Annotated in this window: 11 protein-coding genes; 9 read left to right on the forward strand and 2 right to left on the reverse strand. The window is 61.3% G+C overall.

Going from position 1 to position 15,572, the window contains the following annotated elements; genetic code table 11:
• The coding region (locus EN964_RS06775; RefSeq protein ID WP_127276264.1) for an aldehyde dehydrogenase family protein at positions 1-680 on the reverse strand (680 nt) is incomplete at its 3' end.
• Positions 681-696: 16 nt separating this feature from the next.
• On the reverse strand, positions 697-1,923 hold the full coding sequence (locus EN964_RS06780) for an iron-containing alcohol dehydrogenase (protein ID WP_127276266.1): 1,227 nt from the start codon (positions 1,921-1,923) through the stop codon (positions 697-699).
• Positions 1,924-2,099: 176 nt separating this feature from the next.
• Between EN964_RS06780 and EN964_RS06785 the strand changes: the two genes are divergently transcribed.
• The 9 genes from EN964_RS06785 to EN964_RS06835 form a co-directional block, all read left to right on the forward strand.
• Complete coding sequence (locus tag EN964_RS06785; RefSeq protein ID WP_127267874.1) at positions 2,100-2,801, forward strand: GntR family transcriptional regulator; 702 nt, start codon at positions 2,100-2,102, stop codon at positions 2,799-2,801.
• A gap of 11 nt (positions 2,802-2,812) precedes the next feature.
• Positions 2,813-4,405, forward strand: coding sequence for a sugar ABC transporter ATP-binding protein (locus tag EN964_RS06790; protein WP_127267873.1), 1,593 nt, complete (start codon positions 2,813-2,815; stop codon positions 4,403-4,405).
• Positions 4,402-5,391, forward strand: coding sequence for an ABC transporter permease (locus EN964_RS06795; RefSeq protein WP_236383218.1), 990 nt, complete (start codon positions 4,402-4,404; stop codon positions 5,389-5,391). Before EN964_RS06790 ends, EN964_RS06795 begins: the two co-directional genes overlap by 4 nt.
• 54 nt (positions 5,392-5,445) lie before the next feature.
• Positions 5,446-6,396, forward strand: coding sequence for a substrate-binding domain-containing protein (locus tag EN964_RS06800; protein WP_127267871.1), 951 nt, complete (start codon positions 5,446-5,448; stop codon positions 6,394-6,396).
• A 72-nt stretch (positions 6,397-6,468) separates the two neighbouring features.
• Positions 6,469-7,062, forward strand: coding sequence for a DJ-1/PfpI family protein (locus EN964_RS06805; RefSeq protein ID WP_013533129.1), 594 nt, complete (start codon positions 6,469-6,471; stop codon positions 7,060-7,062).
• Positions 7,063-8,343: 1,281 nt separating this feature from the next.
• Positions 8,344-11,079: an AMP-binding protein gene (locus tag EN964_RS06820; RefSeq protein ID WP_372958884.1), complete on the forward strand. Its 2,736-nt coding sequence runs from the start codon at positions 8,344-8,346 to the stop codon at positions 11,077-11,079.
• Complete coding sequence (gene nadE / locus EN964_RS06825; protein WP_256754971.1) at positions 11,076-12,059, forward strand: NAD(+) synthase; 984 nt, start codon at positions 11,076-11,078, stop codon at positions 12,057-12,059. Before EN964_RS06820 ends, nadE begins: the two co-directional genes overlap by 4 nt.
• Positions 12,060-12,062: 3 nt before the next feature.
• Positions 12,063-14,084 carry an asparagine synthase (glutamine-hydrolyzing) gene (gene asnB / locus EN964_RS06830; protein WP_127267488.1) on the forward strand — a complete coding sequence of 674 codons (2,022 nt, stop codon included), beginning with the start codon at positions 12,063-12,065 and terminating at the stop codon, positions 14,082-14,084.
• On the forward strand, positions 14,081-15,572 hold a 1,492-nt coding region (locus tag EN964_RS06835), incomplete at its 3' end, for a class I adenylate-forming enzyme family protein (RefSeq protein ID WP_164775749.1). The genes asnB and EN964_RS06835, both read left to right, overlap by 4 nt.

The raw sequence follows: 15,572 nt of genomic DNA on the forward strand, positions 1-15,572 counted from the left end.
GTGCAGCCTGCCGCCAGCGCATAGGCCGTCAGCGGTGTTTCACTTGCCGGCTTCAGGACGACAGTGCAGCCTGCCGCCAGCGCATAGGCCGTCAGCGGTGTTTCACTTGCCGGCTTCAGGACGACAGTGCAGCCTGCCGCCAGCGCCGGCGCGATCTTGCGGGTCGCCATAGCGGCCGGAAAATTCCACGGTGTGATCAGCACGCAAATTCCGATCGGCTCATAATCGACCACGATGCGATTGCTGCCGGAGGGCGCGGTGCCGAACTCACCGGTGATGCGGACCGCTTCCTCAGCATTCCAACGGAAGAACTCGGCGGCGTACGCCACTTCGCCGCGCGCGTCGCGCAACGCCTTGCCGTTCTCCAGCGAGATCAGCATGGCAAGCGTTTCCGAGCGTTCGACCATCAGTTCGAAACAACGCCTGAGGATTTCCGAGCGTTTGCGCGGCGCCGTCTCCCGCCATCCTTTGGCCGCCTTGGCCGCCGCCTCGACGGCGGCGGTGGCGTCCTCGACCGTCGCATCGGGAACTGCCGCGATCACCGCCCCGGAGGAGGGATCGACGACATCGATGAGCCGACCGTCGGAGGACGGCCGCCAAGTGCCGTCGATGTAAAGTCCGTGCGAAAAACCGCGCACGTCATAGCCATCCTGGTCGAGTTGCTGAGCCTTCAAATTCATCGCTTTGTTCCGTTTTTCACATAACGCAGGCGGCGAGGTCGCCGTCATGGGCAGCCTGGACGAGGCGTCGCATCGTGCCGAGATCGAAGGCACGCGGATTGTTCTTGATCAGGCGGTCGATGCCGAGCGCTTGCTCGGCTGTCCAGTCAAGCTTATCGGCGGGGAGGCCTAAATCCGCCAGTGTCGGCGTAATACCGATCGCCGCGAACAATCGCCTGATCTCCTCGATTGTGGCGGCTGCCATCTCGGCGGCGGTTCTGGCCTTGGTCTCCAAGCCAAGTGCCGCGCCGATCTCTGCCATCTCGTGAGCGGCGACGCGGCTGTTATAGGTCATCACGTAAGGCATCATTGTCGCCACGCCCAAACCATGGGCGGTGTGGGTGAGGGCGCCTGCCGGGTATTGCACGGCATGCGCCGCCGCCGTGCCGGCGGTGCCGAATGCGCAGCCCGCCGCGAGCGCGCCCATCATGACATCGGCGCGCGCGTCGGCATCGGTGCCGTCGCCGCAGGCTTTCTCCAGGCTCCGACCAAGCAGTTTTATGGCGAGCAACGCGAAATGGTCGGTCAGCGCAGTCTTGCCGATGAAGACATGCTGTTGCGGCAGATTGGGGTCTTCACCGCGCCGCATGGCGGTGAAGGCCTCGATCGCATGGGTCAGCGCGTCAGCGCCGGCGATCGCGGTCAGGCCAGGCGGACAGGTCATTGTCAACTCGGGATCGCACAGAGCGACGGCGGCGATAAGGTGAGGGCTCGATATGCCCACCTTGAGCGTCCGGTCCGGGTCGGAAATCACCGCGACCGGCGTCACCTCGGAGCCGGTGCCGGCCGTGGTGGGCACGGCGATCAGCGGCAGTGTCGGACCCGGCACCTTGAACTCCCCGTAATAGTCCTGGAGCTTGCCGCCATGGCTGAGAAGCAGGGTGGTGCATTTGGCGAAATCGAGACAGCTGCCGCCGCCGATGCCGATCACAATGTCCGGTCTGAACCCCTTCGCTTCCTCGACACAGATGCCGACCGTGTCGCGTGGCACGTCGGGCAGAACATGATCATGCACCAGAACCTCGATCGAGGCTGACTGAAGGGACTTGATGATGTCGGCGAATACCATTGTGCCCGCGAAACGCTCATCGGTGCAGACCAGCGCGCGTCGGCCGAACCGGGCGGCGACCGTCGGCAGCACATGGCGCTGCCCTTTCCCGAACAGGATTTCACGCGGCAACCGCAGGGCGGCGAAGAGGGTCATGATCGGTCCTTTGACGGCGGCTGACTGGAAACGGAGGCATTGAACTGGGCTTGGATCGGACGGTCTAAGAGCGTGTCTCTCGCCCCTACAAAATATCCGCTTTAAAATCGTATAGGATATAGGATTGCATCGACGGAACCATCGTGTTAGCAGTCCTCACTGTCAAGAGGCAAAATATGCAGACCGCAAACTTACCCGACCCAAGCGACGCCACCATTGGAGCTGGTCGCATCCAGCGCGCCAACAGTCTCGTCGAAGATGTCTATGAAGCCATCTTCGCGCAGTTGATGGCGCTGAAAATCCCGCCAGGCTCACGCATTACAGTCGATAGCCTGGTCAAGGAATTCAACGTCTCGCACACGCCGATCCGCGAAGCCCTTGGCCGGCTCGAAGGCGAAGGCCTCGTGCTCAAGACGCATTTGATCGGTTATCGTGCCGCACCCCAGATCACCCGGCGCCGTTTCGACGAATTGTACGAAATGCGTCTGCTGCTCGAACCGCACGGCGCCGCGAAGGCCGCCGCAATGATGGACGAGGCCAAGTTCAATGTGTTGCTCGAAGCCGCCGGCGTGATGTCACGCCGCGAAGGCAAGGATGATCGCGTACGCTATTCGAACTTCGCCAGGCAGGATGCGATCTTCCACGACAAGATCTTGGAGTTTTCTCAAAACGAACTCATCCGCGAGACGTTGAGCCACCAGCACACGCACTTCCACATCTTCCGCCTGATGTTTCATGCACGTGTGACCGAAGAGGCACTTGACGAACACGAGGCGATTCTTGCCGCGTTCGGCTCTGCCGATCCCGATGCCGCCGCAAAGGCGATGCGCATCCATATAGAGCACTCGCGCGATCGCCTGCTCCCGGCATTCGATTGAGGTCGGAACGGATGTCCATTGCCGCGAATATCGCCGGGGAGGGCGGGAGCACGTTGTCCAGCAATGCGCATGGTTCGCTCGAACCGGTGCTGCGCGCCCAGCAATTGTCCAAGCAATACGGCCCGGTGACGGTGTTGTCGGACATCACCCTAGACGTCCTGCCCGGTGAGATCCACGCCATCATTGGCGAGAACGGTGCCGGCAAGTCGACGTTGATGCGGCTGCTGTCCGGCTATGTCGAGCCAAGCCACGGCACATTGTCGATGAACGGACATGCGGTGAAATTTGCCAAGCCCAGCCAGGCACAGGATGCCGGTATCGCTTTGGTTCACCAGGAGATCCTGCTCGCCGAGGGGCTCACGGTCACCGACAATCTGTTTCTCGGGCGAGAGCTTTCGCGTGGCCTTGTCGTGGATGACCGCACCATGCGCCGGCTGGCGGCCGAGAAACTGGAGCAGATCGGCTGCGCGGTCTCGCCAAGGGCACTGGTGCGCGACGTCTCGCTGGCAGACCGGCAGATGGTGCAGATCGCTCGCGCTCTGCTTGACGACTATAAATTGGTTATCTTCGACGAGCCGACCGCCGTTCTGACCGGTGGCGAGGTCGAGCGCCTGCTGGAGATCGTCCTGCGACTGAAGGCTCACGGCATCGCCGTGCTGTATATCAGCCACCGGTTGGACGAGGTGCAACGGGTGGCCGACAAGGTGACCGTTCTGCGCGACGGCAAGATGGTCGGCATCTATCCCGGCAAGACGCTGAGCCAGATGGATATGGCGCGGCTGATGGTCGGTCGCGAACTGGCCGCACTCTATCCTGAAAGGACCGCAGCGCCTTCGGATGTACCGATGCTGAGCGTGAGGAACGCCTCCGTTCCCGGCTATGCGGAGGACGTGTCGTTCACGGTCCACAAAGGCGAGATCCTCGGGTTCGCCGGCATGGTCGGCGCTGGCCGAACCGAACTCTTCGAGGGCATTATCGGCCTGCGCCCGGCGGCCGCCAAGGTCGAACTTGAGGGCAAGTCGATCCATTTCCAATCGCCGCGCGCGGCGATCGACGCCGGCGTCGGTTACCTGACCGAGGATCGCAAGGGCAAGGGACTGCTGCTGCAGGAGCGCTTGGCGCCTAACCTGACGCTGTCGGCGCTCGGTGTGTTCCATCCCGGCCTCTCGATGGGTCGGCGCCGCGAAGCGGAGGCCCTGGAACAGGCCGTGGAGGCATATGACATCAGGCTGAAGAGCCTCGGCGCCAAAGCGGGCCAGCTTTCCGGGGGCAATCAGCAGAAGCTGCTGCTGGCGAAGGTGCTGCTGACCGATCCTTCGGTGGTCATTATCGACGAGCCCACGCGTGGCATCGACATCGCCAACAAGGCGCAGATCTATGCCTTCATCCAGGAGCTTGTGGCGAAGGGCAAGGCCTGCATCGTCATCTCTTCGGAGATGCAGGAATTGATCGGCATCTGCGACCGCATCCTGGTGATGCGCGAAGGCCGCATCACCGGCGAGGTCAGCGGCGCCGAAATGACCGAAAGCAACGTGGCGGTACTGGCGACCAGTGGCCCCAAGCCAGGGCCAAAAGCCAAGGGAGGCACAGAATGGCTGTCATGACCGAATCCGCACCCGGGCGTCGCGCCCTGGATCTCAATGTCAGTTGGACCGACGTCGGACCCTTCCTTGCGCTGGCGGCCCTCCTGGTCGTGGGTTACCTCATCAACCCCGATTTCCTGTCCGCCACCAATCTCGCCAACGTCATCACTCGCAGCGCCTTCATCGCCATTATCGCGGTCGGCGCGACATTTGTGATCTCGTCCGGCGGGCTCGATCTTTCCGTCGGCTCGATGGCCGCCTTCATCACCGGCATCACCATCATGTTCATGAACACGGTGGCGCCGCATGCCGGTATCTGGGCTATTCCCGCCGGCATGGCGGTGGCGATCCTGGTCGGCCTGCTGTGCGGGCTTGCCAACGGCCTCATCGTCACGGTCGGCAGGATCGAACCGTTTATCGCAACGCTGGGCACGATGGGGATTTTCCGGGCGCTGATAACCTATCTGACCGACGGCGGCACGATACCAATCGACCGATCGCTGCGCGAGGCCTACCGGCCTGTCTATTTCGGCACGGTTGCCGGCATCCCGGTTCCAATCCTCATATCCATCGCCGTCGCCGCGGTCGCATCCTTCATCCTGTACAAGATGAAATACGGCCGCAAATGCGCGGCGGTCGGCGCCAATGAGGATGTCGCCCGTTATTCCGGCATCTCGGTGATCAGGACACGGACCGTCGCCTATATCGTCCAGGGTGTCTGCGTGGCCATTGCCGCGATCTGCTACGTGCCGCGCCTGGGCGCCGCAACGCCGACGACCGGACAGCTTTGGGAACTGCAGGTCATCACCGCAGTGGTAATCGGCGGCACCGCGCTGCGCGGCGGCAAGGGCCATGTGTGGGGAACAGTCGCCGGCGCCGTCATCCTGGAGCTCATCGCCAACCTCATGGTGCTGTCGGACTTCGTCTCCGAATACCTCGTCGCCGCTGTTCAGGGCGTCATCATCATCATCGCCATGCTCATCCAGCGGTTTTCGAATTCGAAATAGCGCCGCGTCCGGACCACGCGGATCAACGTTCTTGTAGGTCCAAGGGAGAAGACAATGTTCAGTAGAAAATGGATTGCGGCGGCGACACTTGGCGCGCTGCTGCTGGCCGGCCAGGCCATGGCGCAAGACACGAAGGTCATCGCGGTGTCGATACCGGCAGCCGACCACGGTTGGACGGCGGGCATCGTCTATCACGCACAAGCGGCGGCCAAGGAAATCAATGCCGCGTTCCCGAACGTCGAAGTGGTCGTGAAGACGTCGCCGTCCGCGGCGGAGCAGGTCAGCGCGCTTGAGGACCTGTCGGCCAGCCGCAAGCTGGACGCTTTGGTGATCCTGCCTTACAGCTCGGAAGAGCTGACTCAGCCGGTCAAGGCTATCAAGGACATGGGCACGTTCATCACCGTCGTCGATCGCGGTCTGACTGACGCCTCCGTCCAGGATCTTTACCTCGCCGGCGACAATATCGCGGTTGGCACCAACACAGCCAAGTTCATGATCGACAAGCTCGGCGGCAAGGGCGACGTCGTTGTGCTGCGCGGCATTCCGACCGTCATCGACGACGAGCGCATCAAGGGCTTCCAGGACACGATCAAGGGTACGAACCTGAAAGTCCTCGACATCCAGTACGCGCATTGGAACAGCGACGAGGCCTTCAAGCTGATGCAGGACTATTTGGCCAAGTACCCGCATATCGATGCGGTCTGGGCCAATGACGACGACATGCTGCTTGGCGTGCTCGAGGCGGTCAAGCAATCGGGCCGGACCGATATCAAGCTGGCGCTCGGTGGCAACGGCATGAAGGACATCGTCAAGAAGGTGATCGACGGCGACGCCATGACGCCGGTCGAGACGCCATATCCGCCGTCGATGATCAAGACCGCGATCTACATGACCGTCGCCAACCTGATCGGCCAGGCACCCGTCCGTGGCACCGTCAAGCTCGACGCGCCGTTGATCACCCAAGCCAACGCCAAGGAATACTATTTCCCTGACTCGCCATTCTAACCCTATCCGATTTCACCGAAAGGCAGGGCGCGGTCTGCGCCTTGCCTAGCTCAAACACTGAGAGGAAGAGCCATGCCAGGCAAAAAGATACTGATGCTGACCGGTGAGTTCACCGAAGAATACGAAATCTTTGTCTATCAGCAAGCCATGGAAGCCGTCGGCCACACCATCCACGTGGTATGCCCGGACAAGAACGCCGGAGATCTGATCAAGACCTCGCTGCACGACTTCGAGGGCGACCAGACCTACACCGAAAAGCTCGGCCACTATGCGCTGATCAACAAGACTTTCTCGGAAGCTGAGAGGCAGCTCGATCAATATCATGCCGTCTACTGCGCGGGCGGCCGCGGCCCGGAATACATCCGCACCGACAAGCGCGTGCAGGCGATCGTGCGCCATTTCCACGAGGCCAAGAAGCCGATCTTCACCATCTGCCACGGTGTGCAGATCCTGATCGCTGTCGACGGCGTGGTGCGTGGCAAGAAGGTCGCAGCACTCGGCGCCTGCGAGCCTGAAGTGACACTGGCGGGTGGCACCTATATCGACCTGTCGCCGACCGAGGCCTATGTGGACGGGACAATGGTTTCTGCCAAAGGCTGGACGGCGCTTGCTGCGTTCATCCGCGAATGTTTGAAGGTGCTGGGAACGGAAATCCGCCACGCGTAAGCTTCTGGAACCGACGCATTCCCCAAGGGATGCGTCGGTTCTCTTCAATAGCGCCTCCATATCCATATCAATTCGGTCGGGATCGCGGCTGTCGAGCGCACCGGTATAGGCGAGATGCTCAAGGAGTGCCGCCTGGTTGCGCTGCTTTCGTCCTTCTTGTGCTGGCGCGCGGCGCTGTTTCGGCGTCCGGATTAGAGGTCGTGTCGTCGACCGTGCGGCCCGTCGTCGCCCCAAGCGATCACGCTCGGTGCCGAGGTCCGGTGACAAGTTCCCACAAAACCTTCTGACGACCGTTCGATCGGCGCTCAGGCGCGACGTCACCATGAAAGCGGGATGCGCCTGAGTTCAGGCCTGCGTCAGTCAAGCTGGCATCGCGGGCAAATGGTCTCCCGGCGTCCGGGTTGGTCATCGGCCTGACGAAAAGAACGGCGTCTAGGAACGATTCCGGCCGGCTGCCGTTGCCTAACATTAGATATCTCTTATGGAAGTTGCGAAAATGCCGCTGTGTCAGAATCTATGCCCTCTTGAAATGACGTTCAAATGCCCGCGTTGCGGATTGGCTTTGCTGAAACCCGGGCGCTGGTTTCAGGTTGCATCCAAATATCGCTGCGAGGGGTGTCACAGCGAAATCCGGATTACTTATCCCGACAAGATTGCACTGTTCCAGAAGTATGCGGCGCAGCGCGAGGGTCCACCTCCGCCAAAGTATAGCTCAGTCCTGACCAAGTCATTCAGCGGCTAGGCCATGGTCCTGCCAGGGCGGCGGGGCGACTGAACGCTGACTGCCGGCGGCAGGGTTGCCTATTGCATGGAACGAAATCCGTTCCCTGCGGTTGGAAGGTCATGCCTCCAGCTACACGCAATTGAACCGGCCATGCCCTGCAGTCAGGAGCAGTGATGCAAACATACCTGGTAGAGCAAATGGAAGGGGACGACGTGGTTGCGGCGAGTAATGTCAATGCGTCCAGCCCGTTCACGGCGGCGACTATATCAACAGGACGCCAGGTTACCCTGAGGACATGGGAAAACAACTGGGTTCGTGTCACGGATGAGCTTGGAGGGGAAGTATTCGCATACTGCTTCGTTTCAGGCACTGGCGAAGCGGACCGCAGCGCACAGCCCGACACTTCGGTAAGGTAGCACAGCCGAGCGAGCGCAGGCTGGCATGCTCAACTTCGAACGATTTAAGCGATCAAGACCGCCTCGCGCATCATCCGAATGATTGATGAAAAGATCATGCCGCGGGGCGATAAGCGGCAACAATCCTAGCGTGGGGCCCTTATGTCTCTGGCGCATTTAGAATCTTCGAGGGCGATTCAAACGGTGCAGACTGACTACCAAGCGGTGGTCTCTTGTCGATGGTCAAAAGTTCCCGATCATGCTCTTGACGAGGGCGGGCCCGTTCTACGTCTGCATCAACGGATGGGAACTGGCTTCGTCGATATTCCGGTCTTTGATCACCTGAGGGAAATCGCCGGGCGTTATTCCGAAAAATTAGCCGCCAGCGACGGCACCAACCGACTGACCTATTCCGAGCTTTTTCGGGCGGTCGAGGCCTTGGCCAGCCGGATTGAAGCCGTCGTCCCCGACGGAAATGCGGTTGGAATACTTCAGGCCAACTCGGTCTGGTACACCGTTGCGATGCTGGCCAGCATGGCATCCGGTCGACCGTCGGTGCCGCTTAACGTGCGAGATCCGGACTCGCGCATCAACGAAATCGTCGCCGACGCGAGGCTCTCCGCCATAATTGGCGACAAAGGCCTCCACGGCCTTGATCTGCCCCAGCACGTTGCCCGGATCGAGATAGCGCAATCGTTGCAGGCAACGCTTCGTCCAGCTGGACACCGTACCGTTTCTGTCGATGCACCGGCAATCGTGCTTTATACCTCCGGCAGCACGGGCCGCCCCAAGGGAATTGTCAACAGCCAGCGGAGCTTGCTGTGCCGGGTGCAGCAATATGTCGACGCGTGCCACATCAATGCGCAGGATGTTTTCTTGCCCATGACCGGCCCGGCAACCATCGCCGGTTGTCGGGAAATACTTGCCGCTCTTCTTACGGGTGCTACGTTGCAGCTTGTGGAGGTCGAAGCCGTCGGCCTACGCGCGGTTCGCGGCCGCATGCAATCGGAAGGCGTGACGATCACCTATCTGGTGCCGGCATTGCTTCGCGCTCTCCTGGCGGATGAGCCCGCGGACGCCTTTGGTTCACTCAGGGTTGCCCGAATTGGAGGCGAGAAGGTGTCCTCGACCGACATCCGCCTGGTGCGCAAGGCTGTCCCGCCAACTTGCCTGGTGCAGATCGGCTATTCATCGACGGAAACGACTGGATCGCAGTGGTTCTTGCCGCACGATTGGCCGGAATTCGATTCCTCAGCTCCCGTCGGTTGGCTGCTTCCGGGTATCAGCTTCGCAGTGGTCGATGAAGAGGGTTACCCGGTTCAGCCCGGCAAGATCGGAGAACTGTTGATCAGAAGCCCGTATGTCGCACTCGGATATTGGGAAAATGGGGCAGTCGTTCCGTTTGAAATAGATCCCGACGACCAGACGCTTCGTATCTTTGCGACGGGCGATCTTGTGCAAATTGGGAGTGATGGCCTGTTGCGGATCATCGGTCGCAAAGGGCGCCAGATAAAGGTCAATGGGCGGCGCGTTGAGCCGGCCGAACTCGAACGGGTTCTGCGTGGCGCGCCGTCGGTGAAGGATGCCGTGGTTATCGTCACCCCGGCGAATGAACTGGTTGCGTTCGCCGTCCCGCACGGCGGGGCGGGAGCCAGTTTTTGCGACGAGCTGCGCCAACTTGCCAGGACAAAATTGCCGCCGGCGCTTTGCCCGCTGCGGCTCCATGCAAGCGCCGAGATACCGCGACTGGCCAGCGGAAAGATCGATATGGCAATGCTGGCTGCAATCGACCTTTCGGTTCGGGAAACAACGCCCCCACCGCAAATCCCCCATGCGGGAAATGAAGTTCCGGCTCATCAGATCGTACGGCGTGCCTGGACCAAGGTCCTCAAGACGCGGGTCGCCCTGGGCTGCTGGGATGAAGCGGGGGGAGATTCGCTGAAGCTGCTGCATTGCGTGATGGAAATCGAAAGCGCGATCGGGCAGGAGCTCGGATTGGAAGCCTTCACGGTTGGAATGAGCTTCGATGAGATGGTTGCAGCGGTCATTTCCGCTCAAGGAGGCGGCGAGCACGCGCCTGCCTGGAAACACGAGCCTCCACTGCTTTTCCTTTTCCCCGGTTCGGTCGGCTATGGTCCGAGCCTTGCTTCGTTCGCATCGGCAATAAGCAAGGTCGCCAGGGTGTCTCCCATCAGATATCCGGCCCTGGGCATGATCCTGCAAGGTCAGAACACTGTCGCCGCAATGGTCGAAGCTGCAATCGATCATATCAACCGCGTGCAGCCTACCGGCTGTGTTCGCCTGCTTGGCCACTCGCTCGGAGGAGCGGTCGCTTTTGAGGTTGCCGCGCGTCTGCTTGATCAAGGGCGAGCGGTAGCGTTCACGGGCATTCTGGATACCAGTCTGGTTGGCGAGCGCAGCAAGCGTTGGGAGACCATTACCCGGACATTTCACCGGATCCGAACCAATCGTATATCGGCTAGTCGGGTGGCGTGCCGCGCGCTTGCCAAGGTCGCGGTCAAAATGCACTGCGAATCCCGGCTTGCCAGCTTCCTCGACCGCTATGCCGAGGGTCAGTTCAACCCGACGAGCTTCAGAACCAAACTGGAACTGCAGGAGGTTCTGCGGGCGCGCGCCTTCTTCCGATGGCTGGCAGAACCCAGGCCGATACTGCCGATCACCGGCACCTTGTTCCGTTGCGCGCGGCCCGGAATGCCGCTTGCACTCGGGTGGGACCGGGCATTCGTCCATCTGGACGTCATTCCGATCGCCGGCACTCACATCGACATGGTCGTGGAGCCCCATCTGACCATCAATCGCCCGCTCATCGAAAACGCTGTGACCGAGACCTACTCTTCAGTCGAGTCACGCCAACAGGAGGCAGTGTCATCGACCTGATCGGGGAATTCAGCAGCGATGTGTTGGCGCTCGATGCCCGGCTGGAGATCGATCGCATCGTCGAGACTTTGCGCGAGCAGGTTCTCGGCACACAACGGCGTCGCGGAGTGGTCGTCGGGCTCTCCGGAGGCATCGACAGTTCGGTCGTCGCAACGCTGTGCGCACGGGCGTTCGGGAAGGACAAGGTGCTCGGCCTGTTCATGCCGGAGCGCCATTCGTCAGGCGACTCGTTGAGGCTTGGCCGCAGTGTCGCCGGGCAGCTTGGCATCGACACAATCCTTGAAGATATCGAGCCGGCGCTTGAAGGCATCGGCGCATACGCCCGACAGATCGAGGCCATCCGAACTGCCGTCCCTGGATATGGCGAAGGCTGGAAATGCAAGCTGGTCATGGCATCGGTGCTGGAGAGCAGCGGCCTCAATATCACGCGCCTTACGGTCGAGGATCCGCACGGAAAGATCGACACCGTGCGTCTGTCGCCGGCGGCTTACCTGCAGATCGTCGCTGCCACCAACTACAAGCAGCGGGTTCGCAAGATGACCGAGTATTATCATGCGGACCGCCTCAACTATGCAGTGGCAGGCACGCCAAACCGGCTCGAATATGACCAGGGCTTCTTCGTCAAACAGGGCGACGGCATCGCCGATGTGATGCCTATCGTCCATCTCTACAAGACCCAGGTTTACCAGCTGGCGGAGTATCTCGGTATTGACAATGAGGTCCGAACAAGGCCGCCGACCACGGACACGTTTTCCATGGCGCAAACCCAGGAGGAGTTCTACTTCGCTTTGCCCTATCAGTTGATGGATTTGTGCCTCTATGGCATGAATCACGGAATTTCGGCCGGCGTGGTTGCCGCCGCCGCTGGCCTCACCGCCGAGCAGGTCGAGAAGGTCTATAAGGATATCGTCAGCAAACGCCGCGCCGCCCGCTATCTTCACGCACGGCCGCAGCTGCCCGCTGCGATGGACAGGGATTGACCCATGTGCGGCATCGCCGGAATTGTGGCGCTGAACGCGGCTGCGGAGCCTCCTTCACGAGCCGCGCTTCTACGAATGGCAGCCGCGCTCTCCCATCGAGGTCCGGACGAAAGCGGCCTTTACCGCGACAGGCGAGCGGGGCTGGCGCATACCCGCCTGTCGGTCATCGATCTCTCGACCGGACAGCAGCCTCTCGCCGACACAGGCAATACCACCTGGATCGTCTTCAACGGCGAGATCTTCAATTACGTCGAGCTGCGTGACCAACTCATAGCCCTGGGACATCGTTTCCGCACCCGCAGCGATACGGAGGTCGTCGTGCATGCCTACCGCGCCTGGGGTGTGGGCGCGTTCGAGCGGCTGAACGGGCAATGGGCACTCGCCATTTGGGACTCGCTGATAGGCCGCCTCGTCCTGTCGCGCGATCGGTTCGGCATCTGCCCGCTGCATTTGTGCGAACACGCTGGCCGCCTGCATTTCGCCAGCGAAGTTAAGGCCATCTTCGCAGCCGACCCGGCGATACCGCGGGCCTTCGATCCGGCGGGGGTCGACCAGACTTTCACGCTGTGGACGGTCGTACCGCCGCAAGGCGTATTTCAGGGGATACAGGAACTTACCCCCGGCCATGTCCGCATCTATGACAATGGCAGCGTTCGTGAGCACGCTTTCTGGAAACCTTGCTATCCCGAGAGCGAGGACCTGGCCCATGGCACCTTCAGGGGCTCGCTGGAGGATGCGGTGGACGAAGTGCGCGGCGCCTTGCAGGCCGCGACGGCGCTTAGAATGGTCAAGGCGGACGTGCCGGTCGGCTGCTACCTTTCCGGCGGGCTCGACAGCTCACTTGTCGCCATGCTCGGGAGGCGCTTCGCCGGCGCGCCGCTCCAGACTTTCTCGTTGCGTTTTGCTGACGCCGAATATGATGAAACCCGTTACCAGCGGCTGGTTGCCGGTGCGAGCGGCGGCGAGCACCACGAGGTGATGGTTTCGCGCGGTGACATCGCCGACATCTTCCCGGATGTGATCCGTCATGCCGAGCGTCCGATTCTCAGGACCGCGCCGGCGCCGTTGTTCCTTCTCTCGAGGCTGGTGCGCGAACATGGCATCAAGGTCGTGCTGACCGGCGAGGGGGCCGACGAGATGTTCGCCGGCTACGACCTGTTCCGTGAAGGCAAGGTCCGCCGCTTCTGGGGGCGGCAGCCCGCATCCGCCCGACGCGCGCGACTGCTGGAACGCCTCTACCCCTATCTGAGCCGCTCGCCGGTCAAGCAGCAGGCGATGGCGCGCCAGTTCTTCGGACACGGTATCCATGCATTTGGCGCGCCCGGCTTCGCGCATGACACCCGCTGGCGCACCACCAGCGCCATCAAACGGCTGTTCTCGGCCGACATGCATGCCGAAGCGGCGCGCCACGACGCAGTGGCGGACCTGCTCTGCCGTCTGCCCGAAGAGTTTCCACGATGGGGTCCTCTCGCGCAGGACCAGTATCTTGAGATCAGGACGCTGATGTCGGGCTACCTGCTCTCCTCTCAGGGTGACAGGATGCTGATGGCCCACTCCGTCGAGGGGCGCTTCCCGTTCCTGGACGACAGGCTCGTGACCTTGGCGAATTCGCTACCGGCCGACTACAAGCTGCGCATTCTGGATGAGAAACACGTGCTGAAGCGTGTGGCGAAATCGATCGTCCCCGCGGAAGTCGTGGCCCGCAAGAAGCAGCCCTACCGGGCGCCCAACGCACTTTGCTTCATGGGCGATAGCGCACCCGCCTATGTCCGCGAAGCACTCTCTGAGACTGCCCTGCGCGCGGCGAATGTCTTTGATCCGAACTCGGTCGCGCGCCTGCTGGGCAAATGCGCTGCCAAGACCGGCGATGGCGATCTGTCCAACTCGGACAATATGGCGTTGGTCGGCGTGCTGTCGACGCAGCTCCTCCATCAGCAGTTTGTCGCAAGCCGTCCATCAAGCGGGCGTGCGGTCGACCTCAGGATAGATGTCGATCGCCTGCACAGGGAAGAGGTGCTGGTATGATGCATGGCGCCGTCCCTCTGCTGCACGACTACCTCAGCCATTCGGCCGGCCGGCTCGGCGACAAGGTGGCGCTGGTGTGCGGCGGGCACCGGCTCGCCTATGATGAGCTTGAGACACGTTCCAACGCGGTCGCCCATCATCTCGTCACGTCCGGGGTCGCCCCCGGTGACCGCGTCATGATCTTCGCCGACAACACCGTCGAGACCGTGGTCAGCTTCTGGGCGGTTCTCAAGGCGAGCGCCGTCGTGTGCGTCGTCAATCCGCTCACCAAGAGCGACAAGCTGGGGTATTTGCTCAACGATTGCCTGCCGGCGGCATTGATCACCGACAAACATTTGCAGCCGATCTTTACTGAACCGGCGCGTAACTGTCCGTCGCTGCGGCGGCTCATCGTCTCCGGTTCGGTGGACGTCGCCGAGCTCCGGGGATTGCCGCATGCCGTGCGCTGGGATGAGGCGGCTGCCGGCCACGGCAAAGCGCCGGCCCGCCGCCGCATCGATATCGATCTCGCAGCCATCATCTACACGTCGGGCTCGACCGGCGAACCCAAAGGCGTGATGCTGACGCACAGGAACATGATGGCAGCCTGCACGTCGATTGCCTCGTACCTCGAACTTGGCGAAGACGATGTGATCCTCAATGTCTTGCCCCTGGCCTTCGACTACGGCCTCTATCAGATGATAATGGCATTCCGTACCGGGGCGCGCTTGGTCCTCGAGCGCTCGTTTGCCTTCCCCGCACAGATACTTGCGATCATCGAAAGGGAGAGAGTTACAGGCTTTCCCGGCGTGCCAACCATCTTTGCCGCGCTGTCGGATCTCAAGACGCTGAAGGCAGATGATTTTGCAAGCATAAGGTATGTCACGAACACTGCCGCGGCACTGCCGCTCAAGCACATTCGCCTGCTCCAGGAACTGTTTGCCGATGCTCGCATCTATTCGATGTACGGCCTGACCGAATGCAAACGCTGCACTTATCTTCCGCCGGAAGATCTTGCGCGAAAACCGTTGAGCGTGGGGATCGCCATCCCGAACACCGAAATGTGGATTGTCGATGAGGATGACCGAAGGGTCGGTCCCAATGTCGTCGGCCAGCTGGTCATTCGCGGGGCAACGGTCATGAAGGGCTACTGGGGTAAGCCGGAGGCTACCGCGAGGAAGCTCAAGCCTGGCCCTTTGCCCGGCGAGCAGGTTCTGTACACCGGCGACTACTGCCGAATGGACGAGGAAGGGTACCTCTATTTTGTCGGCCGCAGCGATGAGATCATAAAATCGCGGGGAGAAAAGGTAGCGCCCAGGGAAGTCGAAAACGTGCTGATGGAAATCCCGGGAGTACGGGAAGCCGCGGTCGTTGGAGTTCCCGACGACCTGCTAGGGCAAGCAGTGAAAGCGTTTGTCGTCATGGAGCAAGGAACGATCATGGGCGAAAAGCAGCTGCGGATGGAATGTCAGAAGCGGCTGGAAAACTTCATGATTCCGAAGTCCATCC

It is taken from the genome of Mesorhizobium sp. M7A.F.Ca.CA.001.10.2.1, from assembly GCF_003998575.1.
Classification (GTDB): Bacteria; Pseudomonadota; Alphaproteobacteria; order Rhizobiales; family Rhizobiaceae; genus Mesorhizobium.

Coding starts and splice junctions, on each gene's coding strand:
- EN964_RS06780 (WP_127276266.1), bottom strand. CDS start 1,923: ATGACCCTCTTCGCCGCCCTGCGGTTGCCGCGTGAAATCCTGTTCGGG.
- EN964_RS06785 (WP_127267874.1), top strand. CDS start 2,100: ATGCAGACCGCAAACTTACCCGACCCAAGCGACGCCACCATTGGAGCT.
- EN964_RS06790 (WP_127267873.1), top strand. CDS start 2,813: ATGTCCATTGCCGCGAATATCGCCGGGGAGGGCGGGAGCACGTTGTCC.
- EN964_RS06795 (WP_236383218.1), top strand. CDS start 4,402: ATGACCGAATCCGCACCCGGGCGTCGCGCCCTGGATCTCAATGTCAGT.
- EN964_RS06800 (WP_127267871.1), top strand. CDS start 5,446: ATGTTCAGTAGAAAATGGATTGCGGCGGCGACACTTGGCGCGCTGCTG.
- EN964_RS06805 (WP_013533129.1), top strand. CDS start 6,469: ATGCCAGGCAAAAAGATACTGATGCTGACCGGTGAGTTCACCGAAGAA.
- EN964_RS06820 (WP_372958884.1), top strand. CDS start 8,344: ATGTCTCTGGCGCATTTAGAATCTTCGAGGGCGATTCAAACGGTGCAG.
- asnB (WP_127267488.1), top strand. CDS start 12,063: ATGTGCGGCATCGCCGGAATTGTGGCGCTGAACGCGGCTGCGGAGCCT.